11 protein-coding genes and 1 pseudogene are annotated in these 16,989 nt (G+C 39.6%); 7 read left to right on the top strand and 5 right to left on the bottom strand.

Going from position 1 to position 16,989, the window contains the following annotated elements; genetic code table 11:
- The first annotated feature begins 965 nt into the window (after window positions 1-965).
- The 5 genes from V7K46_RS14385 (at window position 966) to V7K46_RS14365 (ending at window position 6,741) form a co-directional block, all read left to right on the top strand.
- Complete coding sequence (locus V7K46_RS14385) at window positions 966-2,015, top strand: substrate-binding domain-containing protein (RefSeq protein WP_335114146.1); 1,050 nt, start codon at window positions 966-968, stop codon at window positions 2,013-2,015.
- Between the two features lie 1,279 nt (window positions 2,016-3,294).
- Window positions 3,295-4,617, top strand: coding sequence for a substrate-binding domain-containing protein (locus tag V7K46_RS14380; RefSeq protein WP_335114144.1), 1,323 nt, complete (start codon window positions 3,295-3,297; stop codon window positions 4,615-4,617).
- Between the two features lie 215 nt (window positions 4,618-4,832).
- Window positions 4,833-5,180, top strand: coding sequence for a DUF4114 domain-containing protein (locus V7K46_RS14375; RefSeq protein ID WP_442939840.1), 348 nt, complete (start codon window positions 4,833-4,835; stop codon window positions 5,178-5,180).
- A gap of 697 nt (window positions 5,181-5,877) precedes the next feature.
- Window positions 5,878-6,306, top strand: coding sequence for a hypothetical protein (locus tag V7K46_RS14370; RefSeq protein WP_273766245.1), 429 nt, complete (start codon window positions 5,878-5,880; stop codon window positions 6,304-6,306).
- A 201-nt stretch (window positions 6,307-6,507) separates the two neighbouring features.
- Window positions 6,508-6,741, top strand: coding sequence for a DUF3134 domain-containing protein (locus tag V7K46_RS14365; protein ID WP_179074150.1), 234 nt, complete (start codon window positions 6,508-6,510; stop codon window positions 6,739-6,741).
- A 141-nt stretch (window positions 6,742-6,882) separates the two neighbouring features.
- Here V7K46_RS14365 and mltA read toward each other — a convergent pair whose 3' ends face one another.
- Together mltA and V7K46_RS14355 are read right to left on the bottom strand one after the other, a co-directional pair.
- Window positions 6,883-8,196, bottom strand: coding sequence for a murein transglycosylase A (gene mltA, locus V7K46_RS14360; RefSeq protein WP_335114142.1), 1,314 nt, complete (start codon window positions 8,194-8,196; stop codon window positions 6,883-6,885).
- A gap of 381 nt (window positions 8,197-8,577) precedes the next feature.
- Window positions 8,578-9,921 (bottom strand): proton extrusion protein PcxA, encoded by a 1,344-nt coding sequence (locus tag V7K46_RS14355; RefSeq protein ID WP_442939839.1) that lies wholly within the window; start codon window positions 9,919-9,921, stop codon window positions 8,578-8,580.
- Window positions 9,922-10,008: 87 nt separating this feature from the next.
- Here V7K46_RS14355 and V7K46_RS14350 point away from each other — a divergent pair, with 87 nt between their 5' ends.
- Window positions 10,009-12,258 (top strand): recombinase family protein, encoded by a 2,250-nt coding sequence (locus V7K46_RS14350; RefSeq protein WP_335114138.1) that lies wholly within the window; start codon window positions 10,009-10,011, stop codon window positions 12,256-12,258.
- 668 nt (window positions 12,259-12,926) lie between these two features.
- Here V7K46_RS14350 and V7K46_RS14345 read toward each other — a convergent pair.
- Entirely contained in the window at window positions 12,927-13,826 is a 900-nt protein-coding gene (locus V7K46_RS14345) for a beta-1,6-N-acetylglucosaminyltransferase (RefSeq protein ID WP_335114136.1), read from the bottom strand.
- A gap of 454 nt (window positions 13,827-14,280) precedes the next feature.
- Window positions 14,281-14,715 (bottom strand): annotated as a pseudogene (locus V7K46_RS14340) (YidH family protein); the annotation flags it as partial.
- Between the two features lie 168 nt (window positions 14,716-14,883).
- Here V7K46_RS14340 and msrA point away from each other — a divergent pair.
- Window positions 14,884-15,549, top strand: a complete 666-nt coding sequence (msrA, locus tag V7K46_RS14335) for a peptide-methionine (S)-S-oxide reductase MsrA (RefSeq protein WP_335114134.1) — start codon at window positions 14,884-14,886, stop codon at window positions 15,547-15,549.
- Window positions 15,550-15,752: 203 nt separating this feature from the next.
- Here the strand turns inward: msrA and V7K46_RS14330 are convergent, their stop codons facing one another.
- The gene (locus tag V7K46_RS14330; RefSeq protein WP_335114132.1) at window positions 15,753-16,946 is read right to left on the bottom strand and encodes a serine/threonine protein kinase; all 1,194 of its coding nucleotides are present in this window, start codon (window positions 16,944-16,946) and stop codon (window positions 15,753-15,755) included.
- Window positions 16,947-16,989: the final 43 nt, after the last annotated feature.

The following is a 16,989-nucleotide window of genomic DNA, read 5'->3' as shown; positions in this document are numbered from 1 at the left end:
TTGGTATAATAGCCAAGCGATCGCTTGGCTATTAAATTAACCCCTCGTCAAATTAAAGGTGTCCAAGACAGACATCCAACCCATCCAGCCCCAATACGCTTGGGTTGGGCTACGCCTATGCAACTAATAAAAGGATGATTGATAAAATGCTAAAACAACGTATTTTTGTTAATACACGCGCTGATTAATTTGTCAACTGCGTAAACTCTATTAAATACTTATTAACACCTTTAAAAAAAGCTTAATTAAGAAAAACCATATATAAGCGAAAGTTTCATATTTTACTCTGCTCAGAGAATAAAAAACTGCGACAAAAACCACTTTTCAAACACCTCTAAATTCCAGAAATATATTTAAGTTTTTTAATCATTCCATAATGCAATCATTACTTGAACTTTACCTTGAGATTATACTGTTGATTTCGTTGGCAAATTTTAACAGCTATTAGCTACCTAAAAGATTTGTGAAATACTGACTTTCTTTACTTAGTACCTTAGCGGTAGCTTGTGTCAAACTGCTGGGCATGTACATTTAAAGACAGTGATTTTCATAATTTTAAGATGAAATTGCCATCCCAAATAAGTAAGTAGGTAGAATTAAACATGGCTTTTTAAAAGGGAATAAGAGACTGAGAATGGGAATTAAGATATGACTCATAGTACTTAGTAACCACACTCCCTGATAATAAAGCCCCTCAAGATTTATTTCTAGAAACTTACTTATAACTGGAGAGTTTTTAAGTAGCAAAGAATAATGTGATAGGGTCAATTAGCAATAGCTAAATGCCCTATACATCTTTGAAAACTTTACCTTGAGTTTACTCTACATTCTTTAGAGCTTTGTGAAAACTTTTGATTTACTGATAACCTTTTTCATGCCTATTGATTGTGCTTATAGAAGGTTATTTATAATCGCCAGTTTGACACTTGATTTTGATTTGAGATGGTGTTGAACCGGAAATTAATTTGAAGGAGCAAGACATGGCTTTTTATCGCGATCGTCCATTGACCTACTTGGCAAGTTCAATTTCTGTACTTGCTATAGCAACTGGTTTAGTAGTAGCTCAATCTGCTACTCTGATATCTCTAGCTGCGCCCAATATAGGTAATGGTGTAGGTGCAAGTACTGTAAGTGCTTTATTTACAGCTCTAAAATCGAAGTTCGCATTCACATATACTGCAAATGGTAGTGGCGCAGGGTTAAAAGCTTTTTTCAGTCAAACCCCACCAGATGGTACTCCTCGCCCACTCACTTTTGCAGCTAGTGACGACCCTGTAGCAGGAACAGAAAAAGTTACTGGCGGTCGTGCTTACGTCCAAGTGCCTCTGGTAGGTGTCGGAATCACATTAGCTTTTAACACTAATGGTCTTACTATACCACCAAGTGGACTTAAGCTTTCACGAGCTAGTTACTGTGGTATTTTGAACGGTAGCATCAAAAATTGGAGCGATAAGAGCATCAGTGCAGATAACGGTAGCCAAATAGCACTCAATGTACCCATCAAAGTTGTACATCGTGCTGACTCAAGTGGTAGCACTTTTATTTTAAGCAGTCATCTCAATACTGTATGTAAAACTCCAGGTGTTCCAGCAGCTGATGTATGGAATAGAGGAGTAGGTACAACTATTAGTTGGCCAGGCGCTTTCATTGGTGCTACTGGTGGCGGAGGTGTAGCCAGTGCGATCACAAGTAATAAAGGTGCAATTGGTTATGTGGATAATGCTACCCGTTTAACTAAAAAGCTACCTGCGGCACTCTTACTTAACAAGGCAGGTAAGTATATTGCTGTCTCACCAGCTTCAATTACAGCGGCTATTAAAGATGGGACTGTTGTAACATACGGTACTAATAAGAAGCTGACTAGAATTGATAATTTGACCGATCCCAAAAGTGCAGGTGCTTATCCCATTTCCGGAACAACTTATTTCTTGTATTACTCAGACTTAGACTTTAAAGGGTTCATTACATCTGCAAAAGATTTAGCTCCATCTCTCGGATATGGTTCTGTTCCCTAGGTTTATAAATTAACCTAGCAGACTACCAGAAAATAGCTGTTAATTCTGTTGAGAGACTTTAACAGCTATTAGCTATAGCAGTCCTAAAAGATTCGTGAAATTCTGACTTTTCACGGTAAGTCCTCAAGCTCCAAAAAGCGTGGCTTTTTCCACAATCTAATTATCAATAGTTTTGAGTTAATGAAAATAGCTAACGCAAAAATAAAGGCTTGGGAAACCTTAAAAATGACCTTTTCCATATCTCGTGAAAAGTCAGGATGATGCCCCGGGATTATATTTACAATCCTGGGGATTTATTTAGGTAATTATTTATGTCAATAACTCGTAAAGATGCTCTTAATTTTTAGAAAATATAAGGTAAAAAATAAACTAGTACAAATTAAATACCAGATGGTTTGTGATTGCGATCGCTTTTAGGCGTTTTAATATTTTTGTTTACTCCTTTTTTGCGTTCTTGCGAATATGAGTTGATGCACATGGGTACTACATAGCGATCGCTCTAATTCATACTTCAATTATGCGAAACCACTATTTTGTTATTCTGTCAATGCGTAAGTCCTATATTTAAATGAAAGGTGTTTATTTTTCTCTATAAAAAGAATAAGATTTGCCATAAAAACCACCTTTCAAACACCTCTAAATTACCAAAATATATATTTAAGCTTGTTAATCATTCTATAATCTAATTATAATTTAAACTTAATCTTTTCTTAATTTTATCATTATACTGTTGATTTCATTGGCAAAATTTAACTAGCTATTAACCATAGCAGTCCTAAAAGATTTGTGAAATTCTGACTTTCTTTACTTCGCACTTAGCGGTAGTTTGTGGCAAACTGCTGCATATCTACATTAAAGAAAGTAATTTTCAGAATTCCAATTAAATTGCCATGCCAAATAAGTAAGTAGGTAAAATTAAACATGGCTTTTTAAAAAGGAATGAGAGACGAAAAATGGTAATTTAGGCATGATTAATAGTAGCTATTAACCATTTCTTTCTACTAAAGCCGCTGAATGTTTATTTATACAAACTTACATTGAATGTAGAGTTTTGAACTAGCAAATAATTATGTTAGAGGGTAAATTAGCAATAGTTTAATACCCTCTACATCTTTAAAGATTTGCTTTGAATTTGCTCTACATTCTGAAGAGTTTTGTGCAAACCTTTGTTTAATAAATACCTTTTTTATGCAAGTTTACCGTGCTTATAAAAGGTTATTTTTGAGCGCCAGTTTGACACTTGATTTGGATTTGATATGGTGTTGAACCGGAAATTAATTTGAAGGAGCAAGACATGGCTTTTTATCGCGATCGTCAATTGACCCATTTGGCAAGTTCAATTTCTGTATTTGCCATCACAATTGGTTTAGTAGTAGGTCAATCCGCTACTCATAAATCTCTAGCTCAGACTTCCACCACTCCTGCCCCAGCTGGAGTAACCTCCATAAATGGTTCAGGTGGAGGCTCTGTGAATACTTTGTTGGTGGGTACAGGAACTACCTCTCCTTATGCCCCACAAGGCTCATGGTTTAACACTTACGGTGTTGGAAATCCTAAAACCCTTAATCCTCCAGGAGCAGTCAATCCGCTCGTAACATTCAGATATGCTGCGATTAATAGTAGTGTAGGCGTAACAGCTTTTTTCACTCAAACCCCACCACCACTAACAGCTACTAATACTGCTACCATCTTACGTCCAGTCTCTTTTGCAGATACTGATGACCCCATAACAGGAACAGAAAAACTTAGTGCAGGTCCCAATACTGGTATCCCCATCCAAGTGCCTGTGATCACCTACGGAGTTTCGTTAGCTTACAACCCCACTGGTCTAAATGTACCAGCAGGTGGAATTAAACTTTCACGAGCTACTTTCCTTGGTATTTTTAACGGCACCATCACAAATTGGAATGATGCCAAAATTAAAGCAGATAATGGCGGCAGAGTAATTTCAGCAGTAAGTAAACCCATCGTTGTAGTACGTCGTAGTGACAATAGTGCTAACACTTTTACTTTAAGCAGTAATCTCAAGGCGGCATTTGGTGCTACATGGAACAGAGGAGTTGGTGAAAAAAGTATTGCTCAAGCTGGTGGTATACCCAATCCACTACCAGCCAATACAGTTGTTTGGCCAGCCAATTTCCAATTTGCCTCAGGAAGTAAAGGTGTAGCCACTAAGATCAAAACTACTGCTGGTGCAATTGGTTATGTGGATAATTCTACGCGGTTAGCTAATGGTTTGCAAGCTGCTGTCTTACAGAACAAGGCAGGTACTTACAACCCCATCTCACCAACTTCAATTGGAAATGCTTTTGTCGGTGCGACTGACCAAGATGCAAGTCCTCGGCGGATTAAAATCGTAGTTACTGATCCAACACCTGCAAATGCTTACCCCCTTGTTAGCGCATCTTACCTGCTATTTTATGACAAATACGCAGACGTGAAGGTAGCAAATGGGATTAAAGGATTCATCGGCTGGGCTTTAGGAACTACCGCTGCGGACAATATAGCTACAGCTCGTGGCTATGCTCCTCTTCCAGCTGCGATTAAAACTCTGTCTAAAGGTGTTGTCAATACTTACGTGAATGATGCCTTGAATCCATAATTTCGTGAATACCGTTTTTGGTTTTAACCGCCCTTGCCTCCTTTAGATTTATAAATATCTTAAACAGGATATGAAGATGATGCCCCAGGATTATATTTACAATCCCGGGGATTTATTTAGGCAATTATTTATGTCAATAACTCGTAAAGATGCTCTTAATTTTTAGAAAATATAAGGCAATAAATAAATGGGTATAAATAAATATTAGAGAGTTTGTGATTACGATCTCATATCGTAAAAACACAGCTGGTTATGCCCAAGCCGCAGTGCGTCAGTGCGTTGCAGAAATTGACCTATCGGTGAACAACCAAGATACGGCAACTTCTACTGGCACTTTCGAGCCTGGTTCCATCTTCGCACCATTTATTATCATTAATGGCATCTGGTCTGCTATTAATGATAGCAATCTTAATAATGATCCAGCAGTTTACTCCTCATTCTTGGGTGCTAATGCTGATCAGGTAGATCATATTTGTCTATTAGGGAATAGCACCTTTGGCTTTGAGGATTTAGCAAGTGGTGGTGACAAAGATTTTAACGATAAATATTATTGTGCAAGCTAATTTGAGTGCTGTCTAGTAATTTTAGGAGTTTATAACCACCAAAAAAGGTGAACAAGGCAGTCTTGGGATAACAGAATGGATGAATCTCCCAACTGGCGTGGGTTTGCACTCCTTTGAAGAACCCGCATGGTAATCTGGGCTTGGACACTGACTACAATCTAAAAATAAGGATTTGAGCAAACCGAAAACAGTGCCTAGTTTACTTTATGAGATAAGGCAATTGTACTAAGTATTTATTCTTAATCTTAAGATAATTTAGTATTAATTAGAACTAATAATACACGTATTTTGTTATCTAAAAGTCGGAATTGAATACAACCTTACTGTTGTTGGTGGCCTAATATCTATGGGTCAGAGTAGTTGAAAAAAGTTCAACCACCAACTATGTTATAATGTCATAATTAGATGGTTGAGAAATATTTTTGGTCATGTAACTGACTATAATAGACGCCTCTGCGAATCTAAATCTCTACACCCTTAGATTGTGGAGGTGTTTTATGTCAGTTGATATTGGCAATCTATCCTTTTAGAGATGAGAGTCTTCAGCATTGTAAAAATTAAAATTTTTAGTTAGCCAAACTGTATTGGAATACCTCGTGTAAAACTGGTATATCTCACTGTCCAAAAATGTGCTAAGAAAAACGGACAAGTTTAATGTGTCACAAGCCCAAATAATATACGGTTAGTACTTGAACTTATGGCAACGGATATAATTACCCGTCCTGAATCCCTGACAGAAGATTGTTTCTTTACTTACGCCCTTGGCACTGATTTACACGATGCTAATTCGACAGCCCAATATTTACGTAGAATCAGGAAAGAAGATAAACCGTATATTGACATAGCTGTTTCTCCCAGACCTGGCTATCGGTTTGAGGTTTGCCTTATCCCTGTTGAAGGGTTCGCTAAAGAAACAATATTGACAAAAGATGGGTTCGCCAAAGCTTTAGCGATTATTTGTGCTGTATCTAACAAAGCTAGGAAGCGATTCCCCTCAGGAAATGGACAAGAGATTGTCCGGTGTCAATTTAGCAACTTAGCTGATGCAGTCGCTGTCGCGAACAGATTGTCTGCATTACCCTCTAATATGTATGAAACTCTCGCCAAGCTGCCAAATGCCTTGTGATATCGCGTCCGCTTGAATATTTATTATTTAGGACTGACACAAAGAGATTTTAATGGTAGATAACTAGACGGACTAGAGATAAAAAACTCAAAAGTTCATATTTCATCTATTCGGAAAAGTCTTGTATAACAAGCCTTTTAACCCTAATGTACAATTTTCCTGTTTTTGTACAGTCACCCATAATTCAAAGTGAGTTTTTTTATGCCTATAAGTCCTTTACGTGAAGAACCTCGTAATCAGCGAGCGCCTGTAATTCGTACAAGTAATGAGTTTATTCTCTTGGAATGGCTAAAGTCAACTGGTCGTCTCATCGAGCGCGAACATCAAGAGTCTGAGTATCTAAATGAAGTAGAAGAAATTTCAGAAATGATCGACCTTGACGATATCCCTTACGATCATGACGATGATGATGCTGATATGGATATTGAAGCCTAGCCCTGGCGAATGAAATTCGTGGCTATACAAACGAGAGCTACACCGACCTGGGCTAATGGAAAATTAAGAGTTTGAAACCCGCGCAGGCGGGTTTTGACTGTGTAGATGCGGTTAGAAATCGCCGATTTCAGGTTAAGTTAACTACTTGAGTAATAGATAAAATAATTGTCCATTGCTAACTGTGACACCAGCGCGATCGCCTGCTAATTTCCCAGTACCTAAAAAATAATCTACCCTACCTGCGCCTTTAATTGCACCTCCGGTATCTTGGTCAAGAACATACCGACTAACGATGCGCTCCTCCATTTTTCCAGTAGGATTAACAAAGGGAATAGAAGTGTGAATCAACGCTAAAGCACCAGGAGGCATAAGGGATTTATCTGTAGCGATAGAACGCTCTGCTGTTAGTGGTACGTTGATAAAACCTTGGGCTGGCTCACCGTGGTTTTCTTGAAAAAAAACAAAACTGCGATCGCGCGGAATATAAATATTTAATTCTTGGGGATGCTTTTGAAAATAGTTGAGAATAATTGGCATAGTTATACCTTCTAGTGGTAATTTGCCGTCATTCACTAATTCTCGCCCAATGCTTTTGTAGTTATAAGCGTTATTACCAGCATAGCCGATTGTTGTTTGAGTCCCATCAGGAAGCTGAAGTCTGGCTGAACCTTCAATTTGAGCTAGATATGGTTCGAGGCGATCGCGAAACCAAAATAACTCTAATCCTCGCAATTTCCCTTTTGCACCTTGTAAACCATCTATTCCTTCTAATTCCTTGCGTGTAGGATGAGGCTTATACCAGGAGTTTAAATCAGGAGGTAATCGATAAACAGGATAACGATATTCTGCTGTAGGGACGCGACTGGCTGCGTAAAGCGGTTCATAATAGGCGGTGAATAAAACGGAACCTTTAGTGTCTTTACCGACTGACTGGTAAAGAACAAATTCCCGCTCGATGGCTTGCTGTAATTCTGTTGCAGAATTAGTTTTTAATAGGAGTTCGCGGAATCTTTTCAAGCTTTTGATGACGCGAGTCCGAAGGGGCAAGCCGCCGAAGGCGGCATCGCGTTTAATCTCAGCCACCTGATAGTTTTGATAAGCAGCCACAGCATTAACTGTTTGCAGATATTGGAGACTGCGAGCGATCGCACTCACTAGCGCTTTTTTGTCTGGTATTTCTCCATATAGAACTTCATCTAAACAAGAGGTATCACCCTGACAACAAGTAACTGGTAATCTCTGAATTAATACTGCTTTTTGCTTTTGTATAAATACATTTTGATTTTCAGCAGTCAAGGAAACTGGTATATCCCACTTTTTCACACGACATTCTGGCGGACTGAGTTCTCGATGCGCCAAAGATTGCATCCGCACCAGCAAAATCGACAAAACCACAGGTAAGCTGATGCAGATAACTTTGTTAAACTTTCTTAACCTAGCAAGTGTATTTTTCATCAAAATTCAAAATTTTTGCCTTCCCATACTCCACCAAATTGTGGTTTATGTCATTAGTGTTGATGGGTTGTGAAAGTTCGCACTCAGCAGATATAGCCTTTGAAATTGAGCGATTTATCACTCATTATGAACCTGTGAAAATTAATCACACAGATTAGTAGTATAGCTGGCGCTTAAATCCAGCTCTTATCTCAATTAACCAGACTTAACAAGGGGTTTTCCCCTTGTTAAAGGTAGGCAAACTATTGCCACAGTCTACTTGGTAGACGGCAATCAAGCAAAACATAATCAAAGTTGTTTGTTGCTTGTTTTTGACGCCAGTTGCTACAAGCAAGAGAAACTCTTAAGCCACTAGCTCAACAATTTTCAATTCCCAATACCTTATTCATTCATATTACGGTAAGTAGCAACTGCTGAAGGCGATATCCGGTTCAAATATCGGAATATCCAGTATTTGAAAATGGTATCTAAAATCACTGGAAATGTAGCAATAAATAAGAAGATAAAATCTCGATTTGCTGGTAATCCCCAATGACGCGATACACCTTCTAGAAGTACTTCCCACCCATGAGGAGAGTGGAATCCTACAAATATATCAGTAAACAAAATGATGATAAATGCCTTGGCACTATCACTAAGTCCATAGACAATATTATCAAAGAAATCTTTGAGTACAGCAATAGAAGACTTGCTGACAACCAAAAGCCAGATAAAAGCGCCCACTGAGAAAATATCTGCAAAAACATTTTTGATAGCATTAGAGCTTTCGTGACGAAATTCTTCAGCAAGCTCTACAGCCTTATGTGTCATTTCAATTTCCATCTGTTCAGACGACAGTGGAGGGGCATTTCTAATGAAATTTTCAAACTTGAGCTTTTCTTCAAATCTTTGTAATTCTGCAAGTGCTTCCTCTTCCATTTCGGAATTTAGAAATATCTGCATTTGCTCACTGCTTCTAAACCGCTCAACAGATGGGCCGACTACGAAAGTTTTTGCTATTTGATGCGTCAAAAGTGGTACGATAATTAATAGTAAAATAAATCTAATAGATATTATTGTTCTTCTTTGACCCTGACGAAAACTCTGAATTACTTCTTTTTCAGAATTAGGATCTAATTCAACTTGCAGACGAGTGATAGTACTTAAAATAGAGCGCGGTAAAACGCCTGTTGTATCGACTTTACGCAGTTGTGGTTTTTTAGGCGAATCTTGAGTTGGTATTTTGGGTGGTAACGTTGGAGTATTAACGAGCAACGACTTGTTGTCCGATATTACAGAGTTAACTGGTAGATTTGCAGGTTTGACTAATAAAGCTTTAGAAGTTATTTGATCAGAATTTGTTGTGTATTTGGATACAACTTGATCGATAAAGTTTAGCTTTTCCAAAATCAAAGAAGGACTTGGATGCTCTATACCTGCTTTCTGAGCAGCTTTTTGATTTTCTTCATTTAGAAACCAACGGCTTGCTCTAAACTCCGTCAGCCGCATTCTGACAATTTTTAATAGCTTCTTGAGGTCTGACTCAAAATAATCCATCACACTGTTACTGTACATGGCTGAGTCAGTGTCTATTTTATTACCAGTGAAATGCTTATTTTCTATTTCCTGAATCTTTAATGCTGCATCGTAAGCTTCATGTAAAGAACGTTCAGGAGTTTGTAAGTACCGTCGATAAGCAGCAAGTAAGAAGGAATAGATTTTTTGGCTAAAAACAGAGTTTTTCATTGCAGACAATCATCCAGCATTATTTGGTGATTCTTAACCTTAAGTTAACGCACGAGGTATACTAGCAAATCTACAAGGAGAAAGTTTGTGGTTTCTCATTCGGTTTGGATTGTTGGCACTAGCCGCAGTGGTAAGACGGCTCGCTTGGTAGAGCAATTTTGTAGTTGGGTACAACCTGAAAAACAGTTTACTGAATCATTTTATACTAAAAAGCCAGAACGAAAAAAAGGCGATGGCTTCTCTACGAGAGGCTTCTCTACGAGAGGCTTCTCTACGAGAGGCTTCGCCAACGCCAACGCCAACGCCAAGGGCGAACGCATACCGGAATTTTTATATCTTAAACAAACAGAGCCAGGAGTTTTAGTCTTAGCTGCCAATGATGATAATCGTCGAGAATTGGGAGATATAATTGTTACATCTACCTTGGGAAAATATCCGGTTCGTGCCAAGACACCGCTAGGTTTTTTCCAGGATGAAGTTATTTTATTTTGGCCGTTGCTAATTAACTCCTTGAGCCTAAAGGCACAGTTTCCGGTAAGATTGCGACCAGAAACGGAACAAGAGTTAGCAACCAAACTCTGGCGTCCCCAATTAGACGAAGAAATTTTACGGATTGCGGGAGTGAATGAGTCTCGATTGGTGCGTCGCATTCTAGACTTATTGCAATTAGCAGCTTACAGTGGTGTACGTTGCGAAGATATTGCCCAGATTTTGGCAAGGGGTCTGGGGGATAATACTACAACTTTAGAGCCGGAATTTCTAGCCTCTTTGCTCCTAGATTGGCGTAACTGGTGTTTAGAGAGGGGATTACTAAGTTATGGGATTATTACCGAACTTTATAGTCAATATTTGTTAAGCGATCGCAATTACCAGCAGCACCTAACTAAACGCTATCAGGCGGTACTGGCGGATGATGTAGATGATTATCCTAGCGTAGCGCGTCTTTTGTTTGAGTTGTTGTTGGATCAAGGTGCAGTCGGGGCGTTTAGCTACAATCCCGATGGCGCAGTGCGATTGGGATTGGGAGCAGATCCCAACTATCTAGAAGGGTTAGCAGAGCGTTGTCGAGTAGAAATCTTAACCGGGCCGCCTTCAGAGTCCCTTGGTGAGGAACTTACTAAACAGATGGTGGAATTAGTCACAGAACCGATGGTACTGTTGAGTTTACCAAAAATGGTGCATTCAATTCAAACCACCTCCCGCGCCCAATTATTGCGGCAAACAGCAGAGGTAATTGCTAATACCATCCAATCACAGCAAGTGCAAGCAGAACAAGTGGCGATTATTGCACCAGGTTTAGATGCGATCGCTCGTTATACTCTAGTAGAAATCCTGATCAAGCAAAACATCCAAGTAGAGTCGCTGAATGACCAACGTCCCTTAGTTAGTTCACCCGTCATTCGCGCCTTACTCACCATGCTGGCACTAGTTTATCCCGGCTTGGGACGCCTGGTAGATCGGGATGCTGTGGCAGAAATGCTGGTTGTATTGAGCAGGAAACAACAAGCACCAGAAAACTCTACAGACGCGATTAATCGCGTTTCTACTGATATTGACCCGGTACGGGCTGGTTTAATTGCAGATTACTGCTTTGTACCACATCCTGATCGCCCCAACTTGCTGCCAGTGTCAACCTTCGAGCGCTGGGATAGAATCGGCTATGCGGCTACTACAGCTTATAATGAGATATTACAGTGGTTAGAACAGCAGCGATCGCAACAAGAACTGCGTTTAATTCCCAGTCCCATTTCCCTCTTAGACAGGGCAATTCAGCGCTTTTTGTGGAATGGTAGCAATCTCCCCTACGAACAACTAGCAGCATTACGGGAATTATTAGAAACCGCCCAACACTACTGGGAAATTGACACCAGGTTACGACAAATTGCCCCAGATGAAACAACGCCTCACACAACTATTATCGAATTTATTCAATTACTGCGACGTGGTACAATTACCGCCAACCCTTACCCTGTACGCCCCATCGGTGGAGCCAGAAGGGCTGTCACCTTAGCAACTATATTTCAATATCGATCTAGTAGGCGATCGCACCGCTGGCATTTTTGGCTTGATGCTGGTTCACCGCTGTGGGCCAAAGGTGGGGCGGCGACTTTGTTTGGTGCGCCGTTTTTCCTGCGAGACAGATTAGGCGAACCTTGGACAGCAGAAGACGAGAAATTGGCAGAAGAACAACGACTGCGAAAGATTTTGACCGATTTACTATCTCGTGTATCCGAGAGAGTTTATTTGTGTCACAGCGATTTAGCAGTGAATGGACAAGAGCAACTAGGGCCGCTGTTACCTTTAGTGAATGCTTGTGTAACGCATTCCGTTATCTAAAGCTTATCCAAAGTTCTCTAAATTCGCATAATAATTCATCCGCTATTTTAGCAGTTTCGTCTCAATTATTATAAGTAATATCACTATTATTTGAGGTTGTCCAATTCTTGAATAATAATGATAATAAAAAATGAGGAGAGAGGGCGAACGACTCTCGCCCTCTCTCCTCCAAAGTAGCGATTATCATTTTTACTATCAATTTTTTTAGTATTTCAAATGATTGATAAAACCCACTTTATCTTCCAATACGCTTGGGTTAAGGCTAAAACTCTTTGTCAAAGTCAGTTTTTTTAACGTAGACGCGGAGCGGCTTCCCGCAGGGTACCGCAGAGGCGCAGAGAAGCCAGTGCGTTGGGCGGGTTCCCCGACTTGTTCGCGCAGCGTCTCCCAAGGGGAGAAGCAACTGGCGCGACACAGAGAGAAGAAAAAAATGCTTAACTGAACTGTATTGCTTTATCTTCACCTTTCACGGATGCTGGTGGACTGTCCGTTCGCCGAGGAATGGCGGCTGGCTCAACGTCAACCTTGAGCAATCATCTGAGTGTTCTTTAGATAACGTTTAGTTCGCGGATATTTTACGCGACCCACTCTTTTTTGTCCAAAGTTCAATAGTCGAGAACATTTATTATTTCTTCTCTACGACCAAAATTCAAAATTTATTTGCTTTTTTAAGATTGACTCAATATCATTTTATCAATCATATCTAATATATCCGGGTCTATAGTCATATCAAACTTCCTGGCAAATAATTTTTCTGAGTCTCTAATTTTATCAAAATCATTTTTTTCTAAAATTTTGGGATGAAAGGTATTAATCTTAGGCCACTCTAGATATGTCAAGCGAGTGTTAATAATGTTTTCCTTAAAAGGTGAATTTGCAATTAGGATTTTATAAAACAATTCATCTGGACAATAAGTGTAATTAAAACGATTAACAAACTTAGGGTTTTGCTTAACAAAATCATTTATCCATTTTATGGATTCTCCTGTTAAGCACCAAAAAGCTGAACCTCCATAAAGAGCAAAGCCTTTAGGAAATTTACGTCTTTTCGGTATTAGCAAAATCAACAATGAATATAAGAAAGAGTTAATACGAGATTTAAACTTATATTCTCCAAAAATACGAAAACCTCTATTTTTCCCAGGAAAATACCAACATTCTAATCTTGTTAAGCTATAGCCAGGATTAGGTATTAGGGAACACTGTATAAATTCTTTACCTTTATTCTCTTGAAAAAACTTCTTAATCTGTTCATTTGACTTGATTGAATAGTGTTGACCCGATAAGTGTATAACATAATCGAAGTAAGTACCTGTTTCAACTATTGATTTTATTCCTTCAAGACTAGCTTTGACAATATTAAAACTTCCCCATGCTGAACTGTGTCTCTTTATGAAAGAGACATTCGGAAAATCCTTGAGTTGAATCAGTACCTGATGATAAAATTTATCATCAGCTTTTTTATCTATATGTATAAAAAATGAAACATGTTCTGTATTTAGTTGCTCAATAAGACGTACTAATTGTTCCAGATATTTATGGACTAAAATTACATCCGCTATTCTCATAAAAATTGCTTTTTTAGATAAATCAACTTTATGGATATAGCAATCCTAAATGAGTTTTTAAAATGAAAGAATCGCCTTCGCGTTGGCGCAGCCTCCCGTAGAGAAGAGCGCCAAAAAAAGAAAAAGAAGTTTTCACATATGATTTAGGACTGCTATATATCATCTTACCTAATAGTTTTATTATTTTTATCAATACTAAAACTTACGCTAATCTTCCCAGGAACGCTCCTATAATGATCCCAATCCAGAAGTTAGAGCAGCAGCTTAGGTGAATCCTAAACTTGATTTGATGCTTAGAGAACAATTAGCAAGCTTGGAAAATCCAAATTTATTTTCACTAGATTTACTATAATTTGCTAATAGGGAGCATAATGACCTATTTAAAAAACAAAAATATTTGTTTGTATATAGTAGTAATTGTCCCCTTTTTAACATTGAGGTTTGGGGTTGATCTTTGCAACTTTCGGGACTGTGGTTGAATTGGAACAGGAGAATGAGAAGGGACTTGATCACGCCTTAAGAGCAAAGGAATACTGAGAAACCCCAAAATAATTACTACTCCAGTCATTATCCAAACCATTAACCTATTTGGTCTATAATCTGCTCGCTCAATTTGCCAGAAAACTTGATTATATCGCCACGCAGCTAACGCAATAATCAAAATTCCAAAAATTACCAAAGCCAGACCCAAATTTTCCGAGTTGGATAATGGATTTACCGGAGGTTCTTGTTGAGTAAGAGCAATATTCAACTGGCGCAAAAATATGCCAAATCGCGCAATAGCAAAACCAAAGCCAATCAATGCAATAGAAGTGCGTAGCCAAGCCAGAAAAGTCCGTTCGTTCGCTTGATGCTCCCTTTGACGGTCAATTTTCGGTATTTTATCCATCTTGTGACGCCAAATTCCCTTTGATATAGCATTAACTAGTGAAACAAACACCCAGACGCATCTCTAAGGGTCAACACAATCCAGTGAGGACTTTCAGAAAACCCCAAGCGATCGCTAGAATCTTTACAATAGTAAATAAGGTAAAGATGTATATCAGAGTCAAAATCAATGGCGTTATTTGGATTTGGCAAAAAGCAAGTTATGCCCACGTCTGAGGAAGCTTTGTCAGGAAGGGCACAGTCTATGTCAGTACCCGCTGCTCATTATGTCAACAAGAATCCCCTGAAACCTCCTTATCCTGATGGATTAGAGAAAGCAATCTTTGGCTTGGGTTGTTTTTGGGGTGCAGAACGTAAATTCTGGCAACTTAAAGGAGTTTACACCACCGCCGTGGGTTACGCTGCTGGGTTAACACCCAACCCCACCTATGAAGAGGTATGTAGTGGGCGAACTGGTCACAATGAAGTGGTGTTGGTTGTGTTTGATCCCAAAGTGATTAGTTATTCTGAACTGCTCAAAGTATTCTGGGAAAGCCACAATCCTACCCAAGGGATGCGCCAAGGTAATGATGCTGGCACTCAGTATCGCTCAGGAATTTATGTATATTCTGAAAGTCAAAAGCAGCTAGCAGAAGCATCGCGGGAAGCTTATCAACAAGCTCTCAACGGTGCAGGTTACGGCAAGATTACTACAGAAATCCTGGATGCACCTGAATTCTACTACGCAGAAGCTTACCATCAGCAATACCTTGCTAAAAATCCCAACGGGTATTGTGGTTTAGGAGGGACAAATGTATCTTGTCCCGTGGGCGTAGTTGAATCGCAAGTGAGTTGATAGGAGCGCACAGCTATCATTGGGATCAACTTAAGCGAAAATCCCTTTGAAACCTCGTTTCCAGGTTCGACCTGGAAATGTTCTTTCATTGCAGTGCCGCGAGTCAGGCAGGCAAAGCCTGGACTCAGGCATTCCCAGTCAGAGACTGGGAACGAGGCAAAAGGCGGCAGGGGGAGAATAAGTACTTTCTCCTGACTCCTGAATTACAGTGCAGCTTTGAGCAAAGCGATCGCTGTGACCCACAATACAATACTAATAGGCGCTCCAATTAAAATACCAGCGATCGCCCAGCCTCTTTGATGGGCTTTGAATTGTTCAATACTGTGCCAGCGTCTACTTTTCCAAGCCCATTCATTGCCTTTAGCACCGAGGGCGATCGCCATGAACCCCGAAATCTGGGGTATAAAACAGAATAGCCCATACCATACTTGATTCGGCCACATCCACAACCAAGGCATGAGAAACGCGCCCCAGTTCCAACCAAGAATTTCCTCTGGGACTGTTTCATTGTGATTATTTATCCCGCACCCAGAATTGTTGATTATTTCTTTTAGCGGTAAAAGCTGATTCTTATTTGCAGATTTGACAGCTAAACCAGATTTGAGAGTACTTAGGGCTTGGCTGGCACTAGTAAATCGTTGTTCTGGAGCGGGTTCTATCAACTTTTGCAGCCAACTAACAAAACTAGGACTGAGGTTAACTCGGTCTGTAAATTGCAGTCGTAAATCCTGCTGAGGTAAATCAGAGGGGGAAGTCCCAGTTAACAAATGAATTAAAGTTGCACCCAGTGCATAGAGGTCTGAAGCTGGAACCGCCCGACCACCAAATTGTTCCATTGGGGCATAACCATAAGTACCTACAACGGTAAAAGTAACGCCCTCTCTTGCCGCTTTATCCTGAACTGCGCCAAAATCAACTAAATAAATCCGATTATCTTCACCCCAGATTAAATTACTCGGTTTAATATCTCTATGTAACACCCCTGGATTCAACTCATGTAGATACATGAGAATATTTAAAATCTCATCGGCGATTTTTCTAGCTCGCTTTTCAGTAAACCTTTTGCCAAGAGCAAGTTTTTCCTTAAGCGACTCACCAGGAATATATTCTTGGATTAAGCCAAACCAGAGTGTGCGATCGTCGATACAAAAATAATCTATATATCGAGGAATGCGGGGATGATTTAGCTGTTTAAGAATTTGTGCTTCCCTCTCAAAAAGTTTCAGGTCATCCCACTGTACAGTACCGCCAAAGGCCAAAAGTTTGACCACAACTGTCGAATTTTCGCCATCAGAGGCTTGTAAATCCAATGCTAGCCAAGTTTGACGAATTCCATTGTTGCCGAGTTGGCGCTGGATTTGATAACGATCTTGTAATATCTGTTCTGGTTGCAGCATCTGACACCTGCTGGCAATTTACGCTGATCTGATTTCCTTATTA

It is taken from the genome of Nostoc sp. (assembly GCF_036917395.1).
Taxonomy (GTDB): domain Bacteria; phylum Cyanobacteriota; class Cyanobacteriia; order Cyanobacteriales; family Nostocaceae; genus Nostoc.
The sequence above is the reverse complement of the archived record's forward strand: the minus strand, read 5'-3'. Positions and strand labels throughout refer to the sequence as shown.